We start from the raw sequence: 19250 nt of genomic DNA on the forward strand, positions 1-19250 counted from the left end.
TAACCTTTCATTAGGAGAAAATACTTTGTCTAGTCCTCATTATCCAGTGTTTCTTTGCGAAATTATTGAAAATTTGCAGCCACAGCATGGTAAAAAATACCTCGATTGTACTTTCGGTGCCGGGGGATATACGAAAGCAATATTAGATACTTCTAATTGCTTTGTTAAGGCTCTTGATCAAGATCCAACTGTTTACAAATATGCAGAAAAACTTGGTACTAAATACAAGGAAAGGTTTGAATTTATTCAAGGCAATTTTGCTAATATAAAAGAACTTTCAAGAGGGGAGAGGTACGACGGGGTAGTAGTAGATTTAGGTGTTTCTTCCATGCAGCTTGATGAAAAGGAAAGGGGGTTTTCTTTCATGCGTGATGGTAATTTAGATATGCGCATGAGCAGTAGCGGTTACAGTGCTGCGGATTTTATAGCAAGTGCTTCAGAAGAAGAAATGGCTGAAGTGATTTATAAATATGGTGAGGAAGTACAATCTAGGCAAATTGCAAAAATGATAGTTCAGGAACGTCAAAAAGAACCAATTACCACTACAGTTAGATTAGCTGAAATTGTTCGTAAATCCATGCATTACCGAAAAAGTAAAATTGATCCGGCAACTAAAACATTTCAAGCAATCAGAATCTATATCAATAAAGAGCTTGAGAATCTTGAAAGTTTTTTAGGTAACCTAAATGATATTTTAAATCCGGGAGCGAGAGTTCTTATCGTATCTTTCCATTCACTTGAAGATAGTATTGTAAAATCTTTTTTTAAAAATCACTCCTTAAAAAAAGTGGCCAGATCAAAATACGCCCCCGAGCCAGAAAATTACGATGAGAGTAAATGGTTAAAAATAATTTCAAAAAAGCCGATATTGCCAACTACTCGTGAAATTAGGGAAAATCATAGATCAAGATCGGCCCGTCTTAGAGTTGCTCAAAAAATTGGGGGTATAAGATGAGTTTATATAAAGTTATAAGCTACATAGCCATAATCTTATGTTTGCTAACTATATATGGCCTTTTTACTATAAAAGACAGCGTCGTAACTTTGAGGCTAGAACTTGAAGAAATAAAAAAACAAGTTCGGAACGAAGAAGATGCTATCCGGATTCTTAAGGCTGAATTAGCGTATCTTGGTTCACCTGAAAGAATTCAAAAACTTGCTAATAAATATTTAACTTTAGAAAAACCTAAAGTAACCCAAATAACTAAAGATCCTCTATTAGAAGAAAAATTAGACCAAACCAAAATCCTCGCTAGTGCTAAAAGTTTTAGAAAACCTAGTAAATGGCGTTACAAAAAAGGGCCTGCTAAATACTTGACAATGGTAAAGGATTAAAAGCAAGCGTCGCTATGTAGCGGTTGATAACAAGCATTTAATTTCAAACGCAGAAGTTCTAAATTTGCAGAGACTTGATTGGATTCAAGTTATTTTACCTCAGCTATTAATTTAAAAATATGCAAAATTTATATTTATTTTTTTCTTGCTAAATATATATTAAGTTGATTATGTTAAGAATATAATGCAACTTTTAGTATATTTAAATATTAGATTTTAAAAAATGACTTCCAATATTGATATAATTATTTTTATAGCGTTTTTGGTTACCAACCTTGTTGTGGGTCTTAAGTCTGGTAAGAAAGTTAAAACAATTCAAGATTATGCGTTAGGTGGAAGAAATTTTTCTACAGGAGCGTTGGTTGCAACTATAGTTGCAACTTGGGCAAGTGGTAGCGGATTATTTGTTACACTTTCTAATACTTATTCTGATGGATTGTATTATCTAATACCTTCGATTTGTATGAGCATTTCTTTAGTTATAACTGCGTATCTTTTAGTTCCAAGGATGGGAGAATTTTTAGGTAGCACTTCTGTAGCAGAAGCAATGGGCAATTTGTATGGTATTGAAGTAAGATTAATAACAGCAGTTTGTGGAATTTTAGGAACTATAGGGATAATAGCGGTACAATTTAAAGTTTTTGGCAATGTATTTAACTATTTTTTAGGAATAGATTCTATATATGCTCTTTTATTAGCGTCAACGATAGTAATATTATATTCCACTTTTGGTGGTATTAGAGCTGTAACCCATACTGATGTAGTCCAGTTTTGTACTTTCGGCTTTGTTATACCTCTCATAGGTGTAATTATTTATAACCATATCACAAGTGAAAATAATTTCAGTTTTAATGATGTGATCAGAACAGCAAATTTTAATTATAAAGAGGTATTTAATTTAGGTAACCCTAAGTTTTGGGAAATGATACCTTTAATACTGTATTTTGCTTTACCAAGCATGGATCCTACAGGTTTTCAAAGAGTTTCTATGGGAAAAAGTATTGGTCAACTCAAAAAAGCTTGGCTAATAGCAGCCATTTTACTCGTGCTTATCGAATTATTTAGCGGGTGGATATCGCTGTTAGTTAGAGTAGTTAATCCAGAATTGCAACCGACTCAGATAATGAATTATGTAGCCGATAATTATGCTTTTTCAGGACTTAAAGGATTAATTATAATAGGTATAGCTTCATTAGCTATGTCCACAGCTGATTCTTGCATTAATTCTGCAGCAGTATTATTTGCTAATGATATAAGTAAAACATTAAATATTGGTATTAATAAATTAACTATTTCAAAAATATTTTCTTTCTTATTAGGTATTTTTGCTATTTATCTAGCTCTCTCAAAAGCTAATTTACTTAGTATAGTAATGACTTCAGCTAGTTTTTACATGGCTGTTGTAACTGTACCCTTATTACTGACTATTCTGGGTTTTCGTAGTACAAAAAAGTCAGTGTCGGCAGCAATGGTGGCAGGATTTTTTGTTGTGTTAGTTGGTAATATTTTTGAAGTGAAAGCTGATACTATATTGATAGGAATGCTCGTCAATATGCTAGTTCTTTTTGGCTTTCATTATATATTTAAGCAGGCAGGTGGCTGGGTCGGGATTAAGGATTATAGCTATTTGGAAAAGAGCAAGAAGGAAAATAACCGGATGATATCAGCTTTAATAAGAAATATTCAGGATTTTAGCTTTATTGAGTTTTGCAAGGAGAGAGCCCCAAAAGATGAGCTTAATTACATGTGGCTTGGGATATATTTTATAATATATGGTTTTAGCACCATGTATTCGACCAGGTTAGAGCTTGTAGGCGATCAAAGCAAGGTGATTGTAGTTGTTTATCAGATCATGATGGTTACAGGGGTGGTAATAGCGATGTATCCGATTTGGCCGCCGAGGATAAAGCATGAGATTATAGTGCAGGTAGCGTGGCACATAGTAATTTTCTATATGTTGATTGTATTTGCCGTTTTCTTTGTGATGGTCAATAAATTTGGCCAGTTACAATTTGCCCTGTTTGTACTGAATATATTAATAGCGACGATTCTAACCGGTTGGCGGCTTGGGATAGGGATGAGCATAGTAGGGTTTTACTTTGGTTTAGAGCTATATAAATATTATGCTGGAATAAATGAGATTGATTTTACAGTCGGTTCACCTGAGTTTGTATCCATATATGTGGTAATACTTGCCGGAGCGGTATTATTAATGTTTTTCAAACCCAAACAAGAGCATCAGGAGCTAACTGAAGAAAAGAACGAGCATCTAAGTGGCCGGATAAACATGTACAAGGAGCAGACCAGGGAAGCAGAAGCATTAAAAGGACGTTTTATTCGCAATATAACGCATGAATATCACGCTCCGATGACGGGGATATCGAGCATGGCTCAGGTACTGGTGCAGGATTATGATAAGTTAAATGATGAGCAGCGAAAAGTAGCAGCTAAAACGATACTAGATAGCTCGCTTCGTCTTGAGGTATTTGATTCGAATATATCAAGCCTCTCAAAACTGAATAAACCAAGTTATGACTTAAAACTGGTAGAAACGGACTTTAGTCAGCTAGTAGAGGATAGGGTTACACTTTGCCGCAAGCTATACGAGAATGAGGAAGAAAGTACTATTCACTGGCAAGAAGGGCCAGAGACCAGCAGAAGGAACTGGCAGCTGGATATTGAAGAGGGGATCATCTTAAATATTGATAAATACTACCTAAGCCAGGCAATAGATAATTTAATTATCAATAGTATCAATTACGCCAAAAGCGGAACTATTGCAATTAGCATCAAACGGGATAATGATAATGAAACGATAATTTTCAGCATTAGTGACGAGGGGATAGAGATTCCACCAAGTGAATTAGACGAAGTATTTGAAGAATTTACGGTTAGTTCAAGGACAGAAAGTTTTGCCGGTGGAAGAGGAGTAGGCCTTGCGGTGTGCAAAAAGGTTATTGAAGTACACGGCGGAACAATCAAAGCCGAAAGTAAAAGAATGGGCACTACAATCAGCTTTACCCTGCCGAAAGAAAGCTAAAAAGCATGGAGGAGGTTGTAACTATTTCTCCCTGCGGCTATATAAAAAATGAGTTGTGGAAGAGAGTGTAGGGAATTAACAGGTTTTTCCTAAACAAGCTGTATTTGATGATTACAAAGGTATTTAACCTAGAAACGATATTTTTATGACCTTCTTGCTAAATGCCAATAATCGTCGTAGTTCATTAAATTGGGTTCTATAAAATACTGGCCAGTTGTAATATAATGGGTAAGTAAATTTATTAGCCCTTGGTTGTGTTTTTGGATATCTTCTTTATTAATTGCTATCTCAGTTAAAGAAATATAGGGGCTTTTGCTATTAATTTTAACATAAACCAAACTTTCTGCCTCTATGCTTCCTAGCTTGCCAAAACCTCCGTCAAGTAATATAATCGATTCAATAATTAGCTGTGGGCTTAGGCCTGAGAAGACGTCTTTTTTTGTCGGTATAGAACCGGTTTTATAATCAATTATTGTTGCTTTATTTTCTTTATTTATTTCAATACGGTCAGCTATTGCGACAATTTTTATTTTTTTACCGGCAATAGCGACTGTGAGTTCCCCACGAGCTTCTACAACGATTTGTTTTAGGTTTTGCCGCCTCTTATGATCAAATATGATGAAATCATTAGCTATAGCCTCAATCTTGGTTTGCCAAAAAGCTGTTGTTTGTTTTGGAAATACGCTCGCTGATAGTAATTCCTTAGCATAATTTTTAAATCTATCTAAGGCAATTAGGGGATCGGAGGCATAATTTTTTGTGTATATTTCAACGACTTTGTGAAAGAAATTTCCAAATTCTGATAATCCTGGTGTTTCTTCTATTTCCTGAGGAATTTTTAAATTGAGAATTTTTTTTGCATAAAAATTATAGGGAGTTCGAATTAAAGTTTCTATATCTGTAGTTGATATTTGCTCAGGGAAGGTTTCGGCAAAGGCGTGCTCTACAGACTGCTTGTTAAGGTTATTAATTGTAGAATCTGTGGAGATAAAACTCTGATTCAGATTTTCTTTTAATATATGTTTCAGGGTTAACAAAAAAGGTGACGGTATAGATGCCGAAGAATTGCCAGTTTTAATTGATCTGGTAATTAGCACATTTTTATTATGTAAATTCAAATAAAAATCATACATCGAATTCCCAAACCGTGCAGTCCAAGAATCGAGTCCTATTTGTTCAATCATTTGCTTATTTAACCATGGACTCCCCATTTGTGGTAATGGATATGAATTCAAAACAAAACTTGTATGTATTATTAAATCATAATTTATAAGTGTTGCTTCGTTAGGAGAGCAGATAATTATGGATCTATTGTCTGGATCATTATAAATACGTCCGCCAGAAATTAATTCTTTAAGAATATCCGGAAAATTTTCTGGATCAGGAAGCTTAATATGCTCTGTAACTTGCACGATTTCTGTAAAAACGTTTGTAATTTTATTATTGTAAAACCCTTGCCATAAATTAGGGTATATTATTTTTACAGCTTCCATAGTTCCAATAAGAAAAGTGCTAAAATTATGGTTTCTAACTTTATGGCTGAATACTCTACAAATATTATGTAGTTTATTTAATTGTGTTTGGTCAGTAAAATTACCATCAATTATTTTAGTTATATCATTGATATTTTGGCTAAATCTATTGTGCTTGGCAATTAATTGTTTTAATTTTCTTGTTTCATCACAAATGATTAAAGGGTGCAAAATTAGGCTTATAAAATCCTGCAAAGAAAATTCCTGACAAATGTTTTTAGCTATTTCGAGCATCAGGCCAGTTAATGGGAGGTTTAAAATGTTTTCTCCAAGCAAATCGGAGAAATTGAGGCCATATTTATCAAATTTAGCAATAAAATAATTTTTTATTTTATCATCAGAAATCAGGACTGCAATTTTAGCATCTGGCTTTACTGTTAAAGCCTCATAACATTTTGCTGCAACATACTCTGCTTCTAGAAATATGTTATCAAATTCCACATATTTTATTTCATTTCTGCAATTCCCAGACGCACTTTTAAGTAACAAATTATCTAACATTGAGGGTATAGCTATTTTGCCTAAATATGGAACATTTTGGAGATCTACAGATAATTGATTTAGCAATTTACCTATATTGTATAAAGGCTCTTCAGGAAGTAGTTTAGCTAATTCTAATTGGTCCGGTGCAACAAACGGCGGCAAGATAATATAACCATTTTTTAATTTAGATATTTCAACAATAAAATCCTTTGTTATTTGGTTATTACCTATTACACCGGCAATAACCGTGTAATTTTTAGCATCTCTGATTCTGTTTAATTCAGCATTAAATATTAATTTTTGGTGCTGGACAGGTGTGGATTTTTTTAAAGCAGTAATTTTTTCTTGCCAGTTTTTATAAGCAAATTCTAAAAAATCATAAATAAAGTGCCAATGTTCTGCCTGATCTAAAGTGGGAATGTTTTTTAATTTATTAAACTCAATGTTATTAGCTTCAAATTCGAAGAATAATTTTGCAAGCGAACTAGCTAAACTGATAGTTTGGGGGAGAGTATAATTTAACTTATCATAGGAGTTGATAATTTCTGTTAAAATTATTCTCTCTTCTAAGCTCGTTATTTTTCCAATTTGCTGTGAAGGTATCTGGAAACTATCTTCTAGAGAGGAGCTGATATCATTTATTGGTATAATATTAGGTAATATTGTTGTACCTAATTTACTTACTATATTTTTTTGTACATAATTACAGAGATGCCCATTTGGCAGAATAATTTTTAAATTATCGAAATGATTTTCAAAATTAGCAAAAATAAATTCAGTTACTTCGCTGATAAAAAATTTTTTTACCGAGGTGCGGTATATAGGCATATAGATGCTAAGTAGAAAATATTAAAAAGCTATAGTAAACTAATTTTGTAAGAATAGAAATGATCAAAACCGTTTTAAATTTTATACGGCAAAATCCTGAAAACAGTACTATAAATTTACCAAAAAATGGTAAAAAACTAATAGCAATTATGACCGCTAACAGCTTAGAATTTTTGATGCTATTGATTTTTGTATTTAACTGGTTTTGTTCTTCTTTTGCTGGAGTTAAAATTTTATAACATGCTACTCCTAATATATAATTTATACCGATCGAAAATGCATACGCTATTAATGCCACTGATAACATGAGTTGTTTGTGGTAATTACCAAACAGGTTCATAGTATCTAATACTATTTCCGAAGAAGTATTAAAAGCAAGATTAGCAGTTAAAACATCTGTAAATAGTAGTAAATAAATTTCGAACTGGCTCATTTAATTAAAGAGTTTAAATCTTAATCTAGAATAGCTTTATCTTAAGCTCATAAGTCTTATAATTAGGTTTATATTTTTAATCAAGTTAATGTGTTTATATTAAGCCTTTTCTAAAACTCTATTAGCTGCTTTACCTTCAGCTTTTTCAGTAATATACAGAATCTCTTCAACAAAATTTTTTATTTCAATTGCTGCCGAAGAATTTGGCTGATTTTCTGTTACGGTTACGCCGTTTAAAAAACAGGAACTAAATGCCACTCTATTACCAATAGTATTCTTAAAAACCTCAGCCTTTAATTGTTTTATAATTTCTTTACTAATTTTTGACGTAGGGTTATATCTGTTTATTAAAATTTTAGCCGGAATATTTTCACTTTTTGCAAAATCAATAGTTGTTTCTGTTGCCCAGAGGTCGGTTGGGCTTGGTTGCATAGGCACAATAACCAAGCTTGATGCTCTAATAGCTGACTTCGATTCGGTTTCTGTGTGAGGAGGAGCGTCAATAATTATGTAATCCACTTTATTTTGCAGATTACTGATTACTCCTTCAATCCTCCACCCAGAACTAGCAACAAAATGAAGACCGGTATAACCGATTCCGAATTTTTTTTCTCGCAAGAGATGCCATCTACTTAAACTTCCTTGCGGATCTATATCGATAACTGCTACTCTTCTACCTGTTTGAGCAAGAGATACAGCAATATGGGCTGCAATAGTAGTTTTACCAGCTCCCCCTTTTTGCTGGGCTATTGTAATAATTTGTGCCATAATATTTCCCTAATAATTACAACTTTATTAAATATTAATTCTACCTGAAAGTCTAAATTAAAACTTTGTTAGCTTTGTAAGTAATTGATTTCCTGTTATGTTTTTTCTATAATTTGCAGCTTAATTACTTTTAATCTGGTGCTTATGGTAGATATAGGTGATAAAACAAAAATGAGTAGTAAATTATTAAGGCCGATAATCGTACCGGCAACTTATAATGATTATCCAGTTATCCAAAATATGGCAAGATTTTACGTATATGATTTGTCACGATATTGCGGTTTTATTTCAGAGGATTGGTCAATGCCGGCAAATGGCCTTTATGAATGTTTTGACTTTAGAATTTATTTTGAGGATGAAAATCGTTGGCCTTTTTTAATTAAAGTAAATAGTGAATTGGCGGGATTTATTTTAGTTGATAAGGAGACTAAAGAGAGCAGTAGTAACTGGAATATGGGAGAATTCTTTGTTATCGCTAAGTTCCAGAATAAAGGAATCGCTAGAGAGGCCGCGTGGGAAGTTTTTAATAAATATTCTGGTATCTGGGAAGTGTCTGTTATTCCTGAAAATCACAAAGGCTTAAATTTTTGGAAACGTGTTATAGGGACTTATACCAATGGAAAATTTTCTTGTCAAGTGAAGGTGGTCGATTTTGATAAATACCAACCACAGCGCCATATTTTCACTTTTGATACAAAAATATTTTCGGAAAATTAATTAAAAGCAAAAAGCGATATAGTTAATAGAAATAAGAAACAACCAGCTAATTTCTTATAATACTTGCTATGACCTACAGATTTATTATATAAGAAAGGTTATTGTAAAATAATTGCCTGAATATGACCAAGAAAACAATAGGAATATACCCTGGAACGTTTGATCCAATAACCAATGGCCATGCGGATATAATTGCCAGAGCCAGTAAAATTACTGATGAGTTAGTACTAGCAATTTCTACTTCTTATAGCAAAAATCCTATGTTTTCTATAGAAGAGAGATGTGCGCTTGCTCAGATTTATCTAGAAAAATATGGTATTGCTAGTAATGTAAAAGTTATGAAGTTTGACGGTCTACTTGTAAATTTTGCAAGTAAAATGGGGGTAAGCATAATTGTACGGGGACTTAGGGCCGTTTCTGATTTTGAATATGAATTCCAAATGGCGTGCATGAATTCACGATTAAATGGGAATATAGAAACTATATTTTTACCAGCCTCAGAAAAAAACCAATTTATTTCTTCAAGATTAGTAAAAGAAATAGCCAGTCTTGGTGGTTCTATTTCCGCTTTTTTAATTCCAGAAATAGAAGAAAAAGTAGTGGAATACTATAAAAATAAAAAATGATTACTTCAAAATGTACTCTTACAATAGATCTGGACATTATAAGGGATAATTACCGGGCTTTACAAAAAATTTGTACACTGACTGAGGTAGGAGCAGCAGTTAAAGCTAATTGTTATGGTCTTGGAGCAGAACAGATAGCTCCTATCCTTGCTAATTTCGGTTGTAAGTATTTTTTTGTAGCCAATACAGACGAAGGTGTAACCTTAAGGGAAAGATTTAGTAAAGAGAATTTAAATCATAAAAACCTAAAAATCTGTGTTTTAAATGGTTATTTTACTGCTGACCGAGACGATTTTATTAACTATAATCTTATTCCAGTTTTGAATTCCTTTAAACAATTGGAATTATGGCGAAATCTATCTCATCAATTAAATAAAAAATTATCCTGTTTTTTACATATCGATACAGGAATGAATCGTTTTGGTATACCAGAAGGAGAATTTAATGATTTAGTCCAAAATGCTAATGAATTGGATGTTTTATGCGTTATGAGTCATTTATCTTCTTCTGAAGAACCCGATAATCAGACAAATAAAGAACAGTTAATGAAATTTAAGCAATTAGCATCTCTATTTCCGAATGCAAAAAAAAGCCTAGTAAATTCTAGTGGGATTTTTTTAGGACCGGAATATCATTTTGACATTGCTCGGCCTGGAGTAGCTATTTATGGAGTCAATCCAACTCCTTATCTGCAGGAATCTGTTATTAAAAATCCGGTAACCCTGGAAGCCCCTATAATACAGATAAAAGATCTGGATAAGGGCCAGCATGTTGGTTACAATAGAACTTATGAACTTGGAGAAAGACATCTTATTGCTACTTTGCCTTTAGGGTATGCTGACGGATATCCACGGTCGTTAAGTAACAAGGGAATAGTATTTATTAATGATAAACCAGCTCCCGTAATAGGTAGAGTGTCAATGGATTTAATTACCGTTGATGTTACTAAAATACCGCCGGAAGAATTATTTTTAGGACAAACTGTAGAAATTATAGGAAAAAATATGAGCCTTGATAAAATTGCGAATCTAGCCGGAACAAACGGTTATGAAATATTAACTATGCTTGGCAATAGATATCATAAATTTTATAAATATTAACATATACCAGTTTTGATGCTATTAATTATGTTAAACCTAAAATAATATAAAATGATTATGTTTTTACCTCTACAATATATAGGACGCCAGGCTCTTGATTTTTTTCAGAAAGTTGGAATCCTTTCAATTTTTATTGCAAAAACTATTAGCGGGTTGATTAGGAGGCCATTCTATTTGAGTTTAATTTTACGTCAGATAATTTCTATAGGCTATTTTTCCTTACCGGTAGTAGCAATGACTGCCGTTTTTTCCGGAGCAGTTTTAGCTCTGCAAAGCTATACAGGTTTTTCACGATTTTCTGCTGAAAGTTCAATTGCAACGGTTGTCGTTCTTTCTATAACCAGGGAACTTGGTCCTGTACTTGCCGGTCTTATGGTAGCAGGAAGAGTAGGAGCTTCGATTGCAGCTGAAATAGGTACAATGAAAGTCACCGAACAAATTGACGCCTTATTTACTTTATCTACTGACCCAATTAAATATCTGGTAGTTCCAAGAGTGATCGCAGCTGTACTTACTATGCCGTGCCTAGTGCTAATTGGAGATATTATAGGGGTAATGGGCGGTTATCTAGTTAGTGTTTATAAACTTGGTTTTAATGGTATTACTTATATTAAAAATACAGTTGAGTATCTAGAAACTATAGATGTAGTTTCCGGTTTAGTTAAAGCTGCGGTATTTGGTTTTATAATAGCAATAATGAGCTGTTATCATGGTTATCATTCAAATAAGGGAGCTAGAGGTGTTGGAACAGCAACTACTGATGCCGTGGTATCGTCTTCAATACTAATTTTACTGAGTAATTATTTAATTACTGAGTTATTTTTCAGTTAATTTATTACGTTATGACAGATAATATAAAAATAAAAGTTCGTAATTTACACAAAGCATTTGGTAATCATAAAGTGCTTGACGGGATAGACCTTGATGTAAAAAAAGACAGTTCTCTTGTTATTCTGGGCGGTTCAGGTACGGGAAAGTCGGTTTTAATTAAAACAATTATAGGACTTCTAACGCCGGATAAGGGAAGCATAACTTTGGATGATCAAGAAACAGTAAATATTTCCTCTAAAGCTCGCTTAAAAATTTTAGAAAATTGTGGTTTCCTTTTCCAGGGAGGAGCATTATTTGATTCCTTAAGTGTCAGTGAAAATATCACTTTCTTTGCCCAGAAATTATATTCCTTAAAAAGAGATGAAATAAAAGAATTAGCTCTCAAAAAGCTAAAGTCAGTTGGACTTTCCGAGAGGATATTAAACTTGTATCCAGCGGAATTATCAGGAGGAATGCAAAAAAGAGTATCTCTAGCGCGAGCAATTTGTACAGATCCCCAAATTATATTTTTTGACGAACCAACTACGGGTCTTGATCCTATCATGGCCAATGTTATTAATGATTTAATTATTAAAATTCGAGAAGAACTAGGGGCAACAACAATAGCTATTACTCATGATATGAATAGTGTTAGAAGAATTGCTAAAGAAGTGGTTTTAATCCACAATGGCAAAATCCAATGGTCTGGAACTAAAGAGGAAATGGATACAACAGATAATCCATATATGTTTCAATTTATTAACGGATTATCGTCTGGACCTTTTGAGGTCTAAGTAAATAAGTAGAACTATGTAATGAGCAATAAAAATTTTTTTTATTATGCAATAATACTACTAGCTACAGTTTGCCTTATTATTGTACCTTATGTGGCGCTTGCAAAGGAATCAAAATACACTTCTATTAAGTTAATTATTAAAGAACAGCCGGAAGTTGAAAGTTCTATAAAATCAGTTATGAAAAAACTGAACGAACTCGCCCGAAATATGGAAAAAACGGCCAAGTTATATAACACAATAAACCAAAAAGCTTACTGGGAAAGCGAAGGTAAAAAATCTTTCTTACGATATTTACATTCCGAAGGGTACTATGATGCAACTATCGAGACTGAATTTCCAGAAACAGAAAATTCCATTATTTTTTATGTGAATGGCTGGGAAAGGTATAAAGTAAAAAAAATTATTCTGAAATATGCAGAAAACAGTAATCATGACATAAACATTCCGGATATTACCGGGCTTAAAATTAAGGAAGGAGATTTCGCAGTAGCCGCTAATGTTATAGATTCCGAAAAAGTACTCACTAAAAATATCGAAAAGAATAACTGCCTCTTAAGTTTAGAGGTAACGCATGAAGCTATTATCGATAATTCCGATGATACTATGATGATAAATTTTATAATTAATGCAGGGCCATATGCAACAATTAAATCGGTTGATTTTAAAGGCCTACGTTCTGTAAATCCGGATTACGTTAAAAAATTAATTCCATTTAAAAATGATCAATGTTTTAGGCCTTCTTTCCTCCAAGAAGCCCAAGGTTCTCTTCAAAAGACAGGACTTTTTGCAATAATAAACACTGAAATACCAGATCATACCGACAATAAGGGTAAAGTACCAATAGTATTTGATTTAAAAGAACAGAAACATAGAAGCGTAAAAGCTGGTTTTAGTTATGGAACCGATTTAGGTTTTGGTACTACACTGGGGTGGAATCATAAAAACTTTTTTGGTAACGGGGAAACGGTAAAGACTGAAATTTCTGGCAATCAGAAGGAACAAATTATTGATCTTGAATTTACCAAACCTTTTTATAAACAAGATAATCAAACTTTAAAAATAGGACTTTCCGGAGAAAATACTACCTCAAAAGCTTATGATAATAGAGAAGGTATGTTATCTGTCGGTATAGAAAGAAAACTAACTAATATATGGACGGCTGGTGTTTCGGGTAAATATTCTTATAGTGTTGTTAAAGAGACGCAAGGTTCAAAGGACTTTTCTTTTCTCTCGATTCCATTATTTCTCAAGCGCGATACAAGAGATAATATTTTAAATACTCATAAAGGTCTTGAATTGCAGTTTAAAACAGAACCTTTTTTTCCTACAAAAACAGGAGCTAGATCTTTCTTTAAAAATGAAGTTATAGCAGCTAAATACACTCCTTTTAGAGTTAAGTTTGATCCGGTTATAGCCATAAAGGTTTCGGCTGGGGTAATTAGCGGAACGAAATCGGCAAAAATACCGGCGAACGAAAGGTTTTATACAGGTGGGGTTGGGTCCGTAAGAGGTTATGCTTATCAGCTTGCAGGACCGATTGACCAAAAAAATCATCCGATCGGAGGCCGTTCGATGATTTTAAGTAACCTTGAACTTAGAACTAAGATAAAAAATGATATTGGTCTCGTAGTATTTTTTGACAGTGGCAACGTATTTAGTTCCACTACTCCAGCGCTTGGTAAAAAAATGTTCCATGGTTTTGGAGCGGGCATGCGGTACTTTACTGATTTTGGACCTCTAAGGCTAGATATAGGTTTTCCGGTTAAACCAAGGAAAAAGGTTGATAAAGCCTTTCAGTTATATTTTGGTATTGGGCAAAACTTCTAGCTTAGAGAAAAGCTAAAGTCGTTTCTGGCGTCGTGGATACCGCAGAAATTTGTTAGTTAATAGAAGTGTTTTAAACTATTTTCTGATATTCAAAATATATTTTTCTTACTGAATATATCCATAATAAGCAGACAACTATAAATATCACCATTAAACTAGAAGAAATGCTATTATATGTAGCTGTCGGTAATATAGTAAAAATCACGGATTGAACAAGACCGCTAGCAGATTTTCCAATTTTAGGGCTAATTACATCTACAGCTGCTTTACCTTTAGTTCTGAGTTCTTGGTCAAGAGGAATATATAGCATCTCTCTTGAGGTATCCCAAATAGAATATTTCGAGCCTTTTGAGAGAATATTTTGAATTGCCCCTACCGACACTGCAAGTGCAAGAGGGGTAGTGATAATTGCACCTTCATAAAAAGAAAAAATCACCTCATCGAAAACAACTAGCACAAAAAACATGCTTCCGGTAATTAGAATAACAATTGGGGTAATAACTGCAGCAGTAAACCAGCTTCTAGTGCGCATTATGTTAGTTCCTACTACAGTTAGGATCATTATTACAACTCCAGTCCAGAGAATGTAAATACTGCTAAAAGCTGCAAATTCCGTAACACTTGGATAAAGTTCTTTAATCTTTGCTTTCCACACGGCTTCTACTAAGTTCATGGACAACCCAAATGAGGCTGAACAAATAAGCATCAACCACAGATATTTTGAACGAGCGATATATTTAAAACTCTCGATTAGTCCCATTTTATTTTTTGATAATTCTTCCGGCGGCCTTAAATATAAATTGGGATTAGTCATCACTCTTTTTGTTATGTATCTAACAAGTAAGCATGAAAATATCGCAGAAAGAGCAACGAAACTTGTTGATACTTGAGTAAGCAGTATTTTGCTATCAGAGATAGTAAATAATTTTCTGGTTATGCTTTCTTTGGAAGATAAATTTAGCATAAGGAGGCCCACAACGATTACAGAAGAGTTACCGAATAAGGAAAATAAAGTATAAAATCTTTTTGCTTCCTTAGTAGAAGTTATCTCGTTAGCTAATTGCCAGAAAAGCAAAATATAAAAAACGTTAGGCCATAATTCAGATAAAGTATAAAATATTATGTAACCCCAATTACCGAGAATAGCTATATACCATTTAAAATGAGGGTAGGCAGACATCAGGTAATCCAATTTTTCTCCATTCATATGAAAAAAATCGATATTGGGATATAATATGAAAGCAAAAATCACGTAAAAACCAGTAAAAAAAGAGACAAGGTGGTAGAATATTTTCTCAAAAGTTAAATGATTTATAAGTTTTGCATAGATAATAACAAATATGGTTGCAGCTGGAGTTACACAATATACTTTTGCAAAACTTGTTATCTCGGCACTAATCTCAGAAATTAATATGCTGTCTTTTAAGATTCTTAAAATATTTTGGTTAAATAAAACACAAAACATCAAAGCGGCCATCGGTATGAATTTAGCTAATTCATATCTTTTTATAGGCCAAAAAATAGTTCTGATTTTACTTTTAAAATGATCTGAGTCTGATTGCGACATTGCTTAATAACACCTATGACAAAAAAAAAACTTAAAATATGTTCTGTTTTAAGTTATTTTTAGTCGTGAGGCTGCAAAGCTTCTTTATATCTAAATAGTGATTTAAAAAACCTTGTAAAGCCGTAAGTCAACGATAAAAAATTTAAGGGATTATAATCAGCTTTAAATAACCCGTCAAGCGCAAATACAGGTAAACATGTTTTCTTTTTGTAATGAGTTACATAAAATATATCAAGAAGATTACTGTAAATATTTAGATTTAGACCAAGGATGGGATAATTACAAATTAGGTGCTATAAAATCTGGTTACAATTCTAAACTTTCTAATTTATGGTTATTTAAATCAGGCACATCCTCTAATCAAAATTTTGTCATAGTACCTTCTCTATTTAACTCTCCTGCGATATTGTTTTTAAACCGAAAGCAGAATTATATTGAATATGTTAAATCATTTGGTGATGTTTACTTACTTGAATGGAAAGAAACCAAAGACACTTTGAAATTATATGATTATGCAAAGGACGTTGCTAAAGCTGTAAGATTTGTCCAGGATAGAACATCGACTCAGCCAAATCTGGTCGGACACTGTATAGGAGGAAATATAGCAATCTTCTCTACATTTATTTATAACAATATAAAATCTCTAACTTTGCTTACTACACCTTGGGACTATTCGCATTTTGCTGCTCCGTACTTTTTATCAGAAGCTTTACAGATAAAAAAAGCTATATACGGCTTAGACACAGTACCCAAAATTTATATACAAATGATGTTTTTTATGCTGTTTCCAAGCCATTATCAAACAAAGGTAAATAAGTATTTTGCTCTCAAAACGCAAGAAGCGAGAGAAAAATATTTGCGTATTGAGCAATGGTTACAGTCAGGTATAGAAATTCCAGTTTCGGTATATAACGAGATTCTAGATGAAATAATTGCTAAAAATGCCCTAATTAGTAACACCATATATATTAATGATCAGCCTGTTTCTTTAGAAAAAATCGATGTTCCAACCTGTATTATTTCAGCTAAAGACGATCAAATTGTTCCTATTTCTTCAATAGTTCCTTTGCAAAAGGGGATAAAAAAATCTACACTTATATCGGTTGACGGTGGTCATATAAACTATTTGATAAATAATGACCAGAAATTTAAGAAACAATATACTCAGTGGTTGTGCAACCAAAATTTAATTAGCATCAAGAGAGGTATAAAAAAATGAAGGAAGTATTTATTACACATGCTAAAAGAACTGCGGTAGGTTCATTTTTAGGGAGTTTGTCACAAATTCCAGCTCCTACGCTTGGTGCAAGCGTAATTAAAGCTATATTAGATGACAGTAAAGTCGATAATAAATTAATCAGCGAAGTAATATTAGGACAGGTAATTACCGGCGGATCAGGGCAGAATCCCGCTCGTCAGGCTGCTATTAAAGCAGGTATGGATACATCCGTTCCGGCCGTTACTATCAATAAAGTTTGTGGTTCGGGGTTAAAGGCGGTATCAATAGCTGCGAATGCTATTGCTTGCAAACAAGCTGATTTAATTATTGCAGGAGGACAGGAAAATATGTCTCTTGGAATGCACGGTACTTACATTAGGAGCGGCAGGAAATTTGGTGATGAGAAATTAATTGATTTTATGATGTATGATGGCTTAACTGATGTTTTTTCGGGTGTTGCAATGGGGATTACAGCAGAAAATATTGCCAAAAAATTTAACATTTCCAGAGAAATGCAGGATGAATTTGCAGTTAAATCACAAGCAAAAGCAGCAGCCGCTCAAAAAAATGGTAGATTTAAAAATGAAATCGTACCGATTGAAGTGCAACTGAAAAAAGAAACAAAAATCTTTGATTACGATGAAGGGGTAAGAGGAGATTCTTCCCTAGAAGTTCTAAGCAAGCTACGGCCGGCATTTGATCCTGCCGGTACTGTTACAGCCGGTAATGCCTCAACCATAAACGATGGTGCAGCGGCAGTACTGGTTGCTTCAGAAGAAGCAGTCAAAAAATATAATTTAAACCCGATTGCTAGAATTGTTTCAACTGGTATGTGCGGGGTTGATCCTTCAATCATGGGTACAGGTCCGGTGCCGGCTGCGAAATTAGCGTTGGCAAGAGCAGGATGGAGTGTTGATGACCTTGATCTCATAGAAGCAAATGAAGCATTTGCCGTGCAGGCATGTTACGTTAATGAGCAGATGAAATGGGGCACGAGCAAAGTTAATGTTAATGGCGGCGCTGTCGCTATTGGCCATCCGATTGGAGCAAGTGGTGCTAGAGTCTTAGTGACTTTATTGCACGAAATGCAAAAAATATCAGCTAAAAAAGCTCTTGCTACCTTGTGTATCGGCGGAGGGATGGGTATTGCTATGTGCTTTGAAAAACCATAGATTAAATTTATTGTGAAAACCACTCTACCCCCACGTTCTCTTATAGCTCGGGAAAGATTAGCAAGGGTTACAGAGGAAATTCTGGCTTCAGCTAGAGATAAAATAGCTATGATTATCCTTTTTGGTTCTTACGCAAAAGGAACGTGGGTACAGGATTGGTACACTGAAGGCCATATACTTTACAGTTACCAGAGTGATTTTGACATTATGGTTATAGTCAAAGGAAAATATGGAGGTGGAGCGGCCCGCTTTCGGATAGAGGATAATATAAAAAGAAGACTGGAAAAAAAAAGGACTTCGTGGTTTAGGATTAAAAGAACCCTTAGTAACTATTGTTCTGGAATCTATTAACGTCGTAAACGAGCATCTAGAACAGGGGCAGTATTTTTTTACCGATATAAAAAAGGAAGGAGTGCTACTTTATGATAGTGGTGAATTTAAACTATCAGAAGCAAAAGAGCTACCAACGGAAAAAAGAAAAGAAATAGCACAAAAAGATTATAAACACTGGTTTGGCAAAGGTGCATCGTTTTTTATTGATACCTTTCATGCTCTGGAAAGAAAGGATTTTAACAAAGGAGCTTTTGAGCTTCATCAAGCTACAGAGAGTTTTTACAGCACTATTCTGCTAGTTTTTACAGGTTATAAACCAAAACTTCATGACATATTACAACTTAGCCAAATGGCTAGGAGTTATAACCATGAATTATTTAAAATATTTCCTTGTGAAACTGACGAGCAAAAAAAATGTTTTGAGTTGCTTGCAAAAGCCTATATTGATGCTAGGTATAACTACGAATATAGGGTTACCAAGGAAGAGTTACTTTATTTAATTGAAAGAGTGGAAAAACTGCAGAAAGTAACAGAGAAAATCTGCCTTGAGAATATTAATAGAGAAATAGCATAATAATTTTATAAAATATTTTTTGCTACCATATTTGAATTTTACTTTTCAGTAACTATATATCATATGAATCAAGCAACAATTTAAGGGAA

General features: G+C 33.6%; 17 protein-coding genes. 13 read left to right on the plus strand and 4 right to left on the minus strand.

Annotated elements, in window-relative coordinates; all coding sequences use genetic code 11:
• Positions 1-25 precede the first annotated feature (25 nt).
• The 3 genes from rsmH to N3Z16_RS08080 all read left to right on the plus strand — a co-directional run bounded on the left by rsmH (position 26) and on the right by N3Z16_RS08080 (position 4375).
• On the plus strand, positions 26-955 hold the full coding sequence (gene rsmH, locus N3Z16_RS08070; RefSeq protein ID WP_282486978.1) for a 16S rRNA (cytosine(1402)-N(4))-methyltransferase RsmH: 930 nt from the start codon (positions 26-28) through the stop codon (positions 953-955).
• A complete protein-coding gene (gene ftsL / locus N3Z16_RS08075) occupies positions 952-1335 on the plus strand; it encodes a cell division protein FtsL (protein ID WP_282486104.1) in 384 nt (127 codons plus the stop codon). The genes rsmH and ftsL overlap by 4 nt, the downstream gene beginning before the upstream one ends.
• A 223-nt stretch (positions 1336-1558) precedes the next feature.
• Complete coding sequence (locus tag N3Z16_RS08080; RefSeq protein WP_282486105.1) at positions 1559-4375, plus strand: sodium:solute symporter family transporter; 2817 nt, start codon at positions 1559-1561, stop codon at positions 4373-4375.
• A gap of 143 nt (positions 4376-4518) precedes the next feature.
• Here the strand turns inward: N3Z16_RS08080 and N3Z16_RS08085 are convergent, their stop codons facing one another.
• From N3Z16_RS08085 to parA, 3 genes are all read right to left on the minus strand, one after another.
• Positions 4519-7218 (minus strand): PD-(D/E)XK nuclease family protein, encoded by a 2700-nt coding sequence (locus tag N3Z16_RS08085; RefSeq protein WP_282486106.1) that lies wholly within the window; start codon positions 7216-7218, stop codon positions 4519-4521.
• A gap of 7 nt (positions 7219-7225) precedes the next feature.
• Positions 7226-7651: a hypothetical protein gene (locus tag N3Z16_RS08090; protein WP_282486107.1), complete on the minus strand. Its 426-nt coding sequence runs from the start codon at positions 7649-7651 to the stop codon at positions 7226-7228.
• Positions 7652-7750: 99 nt separating this feature from the next.
• Positions 7751-8419, minus strand: a complete 669-nt coding sequence (parA, locus tag N3Z16_RS08095) for a ParA family partition ATPase (protein ID WP_282486108.1) — start codon at positions 8417-8419, stop codon at positions 7751-7753.
• A gap of 144 nt (positions 8420-8563) precedes the next feature.
• On the opposite strand from parA, the gene N3Z16_RS08100 reads away from it, so the two are divergent.
• From N3Z16_RS08100 to N3Z16_RS08125, 6 genes are all read left to right on the plus strand, one after another.
• Positions 8564-9136 carry a GNAT family N-acetyltransferase gene (locus N3Z16_RS08100; protein WP_282486109.1) on the plus strand — a complete coding sequence of 191 codons (573 nt, stop codon included), beginning with the start codon at positions 8564-8566 and terminating at the stop codon, positions 9134-9136.
• A 116-nt stretch (positions 9137-9252) separates the two neighbouring features.
• The gene (coaD, locus tag N3Z16_RS08105) at positions 9253-9762 is read left to right on the plus strand and encodes a pantetheine-phosphate adenylyltransferase (protein ID WP_282486979.1); all 510 of its coding nucleotides are present in this window, start codon (positions 9253-9255) and stop codon (positions 9760-9762) included.
• Positions 9759-10862: an alanine racemase gene (locus N3Z16_RS08110; protein WP_282486111.1), complete on the plus strand. Its 1104-nt coding sequence runs from the start codon at positions 9759-9761 to the stop codon at positions 10860-10862. Before coaD ends, N3Z16_RS08110 begins: the two co-directional genes overlap by 4 nt.
• 57 nt (positions 10863-10919) lie before the next feature.
• Positions 10920-11693: an MlaE family ABC transporter permease gene (locus N3Z16_RS08115; protein WP_223939035.1), complete on the plus strand. Its 774-nt coding sequence runs from the start codon at positions 10920-10922 to the stop codon at positions 11691-11693.
• Between the two features lie 11 nt (positions 11694-11704).
• The gene (locus N3Z16_RS08120; protein WP_282486112.1) at positions 11705-12466 is read left to right on the plus strand and encodes an ABC transporter ATP-binding protein; all 762 of its coding nucleotides are present in this window, start codon (positions 11705-11707) and stop codon (positions 12464-12466) included.
• A gap of 21 nt (positions 12467-12487) precedes the next feature.
• The gene (locus tag N3Z16_RS08125) at positions 12488-14296 is read left to right on the plus strand and encodes an autotransporter assembly complex protein TamA (protein WP_282486113.1); all 1809 of its coding nucleotides are present in this window, start codon (positions 12488-12490) and stop codon (positions 14294-14296) included.
• Positions 14297-14366: 70 nt separating this feature from the next.
• Here N3Z16_RS08125 and N3Z16_RS08130 read toward each other — a convergent pair whose 3' ends face one another.
• Positions 14367-15863, minus strand: coding sequence for an Npt1/Npt2 family nucleotide transporter (locus tag N3Z16_RS08130; RefSeq protein WP_282486114.1), 1497 nt, complete (start codon positions 15861-15863; stop codon positions 14367-14369).
• Between the two features lie 196 nt (positions 15864-16059).
• Here N3Z16_RS08130 and N3Z16_RS08135 point away from each other — a divergent pair, with 196 nt between their 5' ends.
• The 4 genes from N3Z16_RS08135 (at position 16060) to N3Z16_RS08150 (ending at position 19161) form a co-directional block, all read left to right on the plus strand.
• On the plus strand, positions 16060-17082 hold the full coding sequence (locus tag N3Z16_RS08135; protein WP_282486115.1) for an alpha/beta fold hydrolase: 1023 nt from the start codon (positions 16060-16062) through the stop codon (positions 17080-17082).
• Positions 17079-18254: an acetyl-CoA C-acetyltransferase gene (locus N3Z16_RS08140; RefSeq protein WP_282486117.1), complete on the plus strand. Its 1176-nt coding sequence runs from the start codon at positions 17079-17081 to the stop codon at positions 18252-18254. The genes N3Z16_RS08135 and N3Z16_RS08140 overlap by 4 nt, the downstream gene beginning before the upstream one ends.
• Positions 18255-18266: 12 nt before the next feature.
• Complete coding sequence (locus N3Z16_RS08145; RefSeq protein ID WP_282486118.1) at positions 18267-18605, plus strand: nucleotidyltransferase domain-containing protein; 339 nt, start codon at positions 18267-18269, stop codon at positions 18603-18605.
• A 61-nt stretch (positions 18606-18666) separates the two neighbouring features.
• Entirely contained in the window at positions 18667-19161 is a 495-nt protein-coding gene (locus N3Z16_RS08150) for a HEPN domain-containing protein (RefSeq protein WP_282486119.1), read from the plus strand.
• Positions 19162-19250 lie beyond the last annotated feature (89 nt).

This window comes from Candidatus Megaera polyxenophila, assembly GCF_029982035.1.
Taxonomy (GTDB): Bacteria; Pseudomonadota; Alphaproteobacteria; order Rickettsiales; family Rickettsiaceae; genus Megaera; species Megaera polyxenophila.

Bases quoted from the DNA above. Each gene is read 5' to 3' on its own strand.
- N3Z16_RS08135 (WP_282486115.1), top strand. From the start codon at position 16,060: ATGTTTTCTTTTTGTAATGAGTTACATAAAATATATCAAGAAGATTAC.
- parA (WP_282486108.1), bottom strand. From the start codon at position 8,419: ATGGCACAAATTATTACAATAGCCCAGCAAAAAGGGGGAGCTGGTAAA.
- N3Z16_RS08100 (WP_282486109.1), top strand. From the start codon at position 8,564: ATGGTAGATATAGGTGATAAAACAAAAATGAGTAGTAAATTATTAAGG.
- N3Z16_RS08090 (WP_282486107.1), bottom strand. From the start codon at position 7,651: ATGAGCCAGTTCGAAATTTATTTACTACTATTTACAGATGTTTTAACT.
- N3Z16_RS08115 (WP_223939035.1), top strand. From the start codon at position 10,920: ATGTTTTTACCTCTACAATATATAGGACGCCAGGCTCTTGATTTTTTT.
- N3Z16_RS08140 (WP_282486117.1), top strand. From the start codon at position 17,079: ATGAAGGAAGTATTTATTACACATGCTAAAAGAACTGCGGTAGGTTCA.
- N3Z16_RS08130 (WP_282486114.1), bottom strand. From the start codon at position 15,863: ATGTCGCAATCAGACTCAGATCATTTTAAAAGTAAAATCAGAACTATT.
- N3Z16_RS08080 (WP_282486105.1), top strand. From the start codon at position 1,559: ATGACTTCCAATATTGATATAATTATTTTTATAGCGTTTTTGGTTACC.
- N3Z16_RS08110 (WP_282486111.1), top strand. From the start codon at position 9,759: ATGATTACTTCAAAATGTACTCTTACAATAGATCTGGACATTATAAGG.
- ftsL (WP_282486104.1), top strand. From the start codon at position 952: ATGAGTTTATATAAAGTTATAAGCTACATAGCCATAATCTTATGTTTG.
- N3Z16_RS08120 (WP_282486112.1), top strand. From the start codon at position 11,705: ATGACAGATAATATAAAAATAAAAGTTCGTAATTTACACAAAGCATTT.
- N3Z16_RS08125 (WP_282486113.1), top strand. From the start codon at position 12,488: ATGAGCAATAAAAATTTTTTTTATTATGCAATAATACTACTAGCTACA.
- N3Z16_RS08085 (WP_282486106.1), bottom strand. From the start codon at position 7,218: ATGCCTATATACCGCACCTCGGTAAAAAAATTTTTTATCAGCGAAGTA.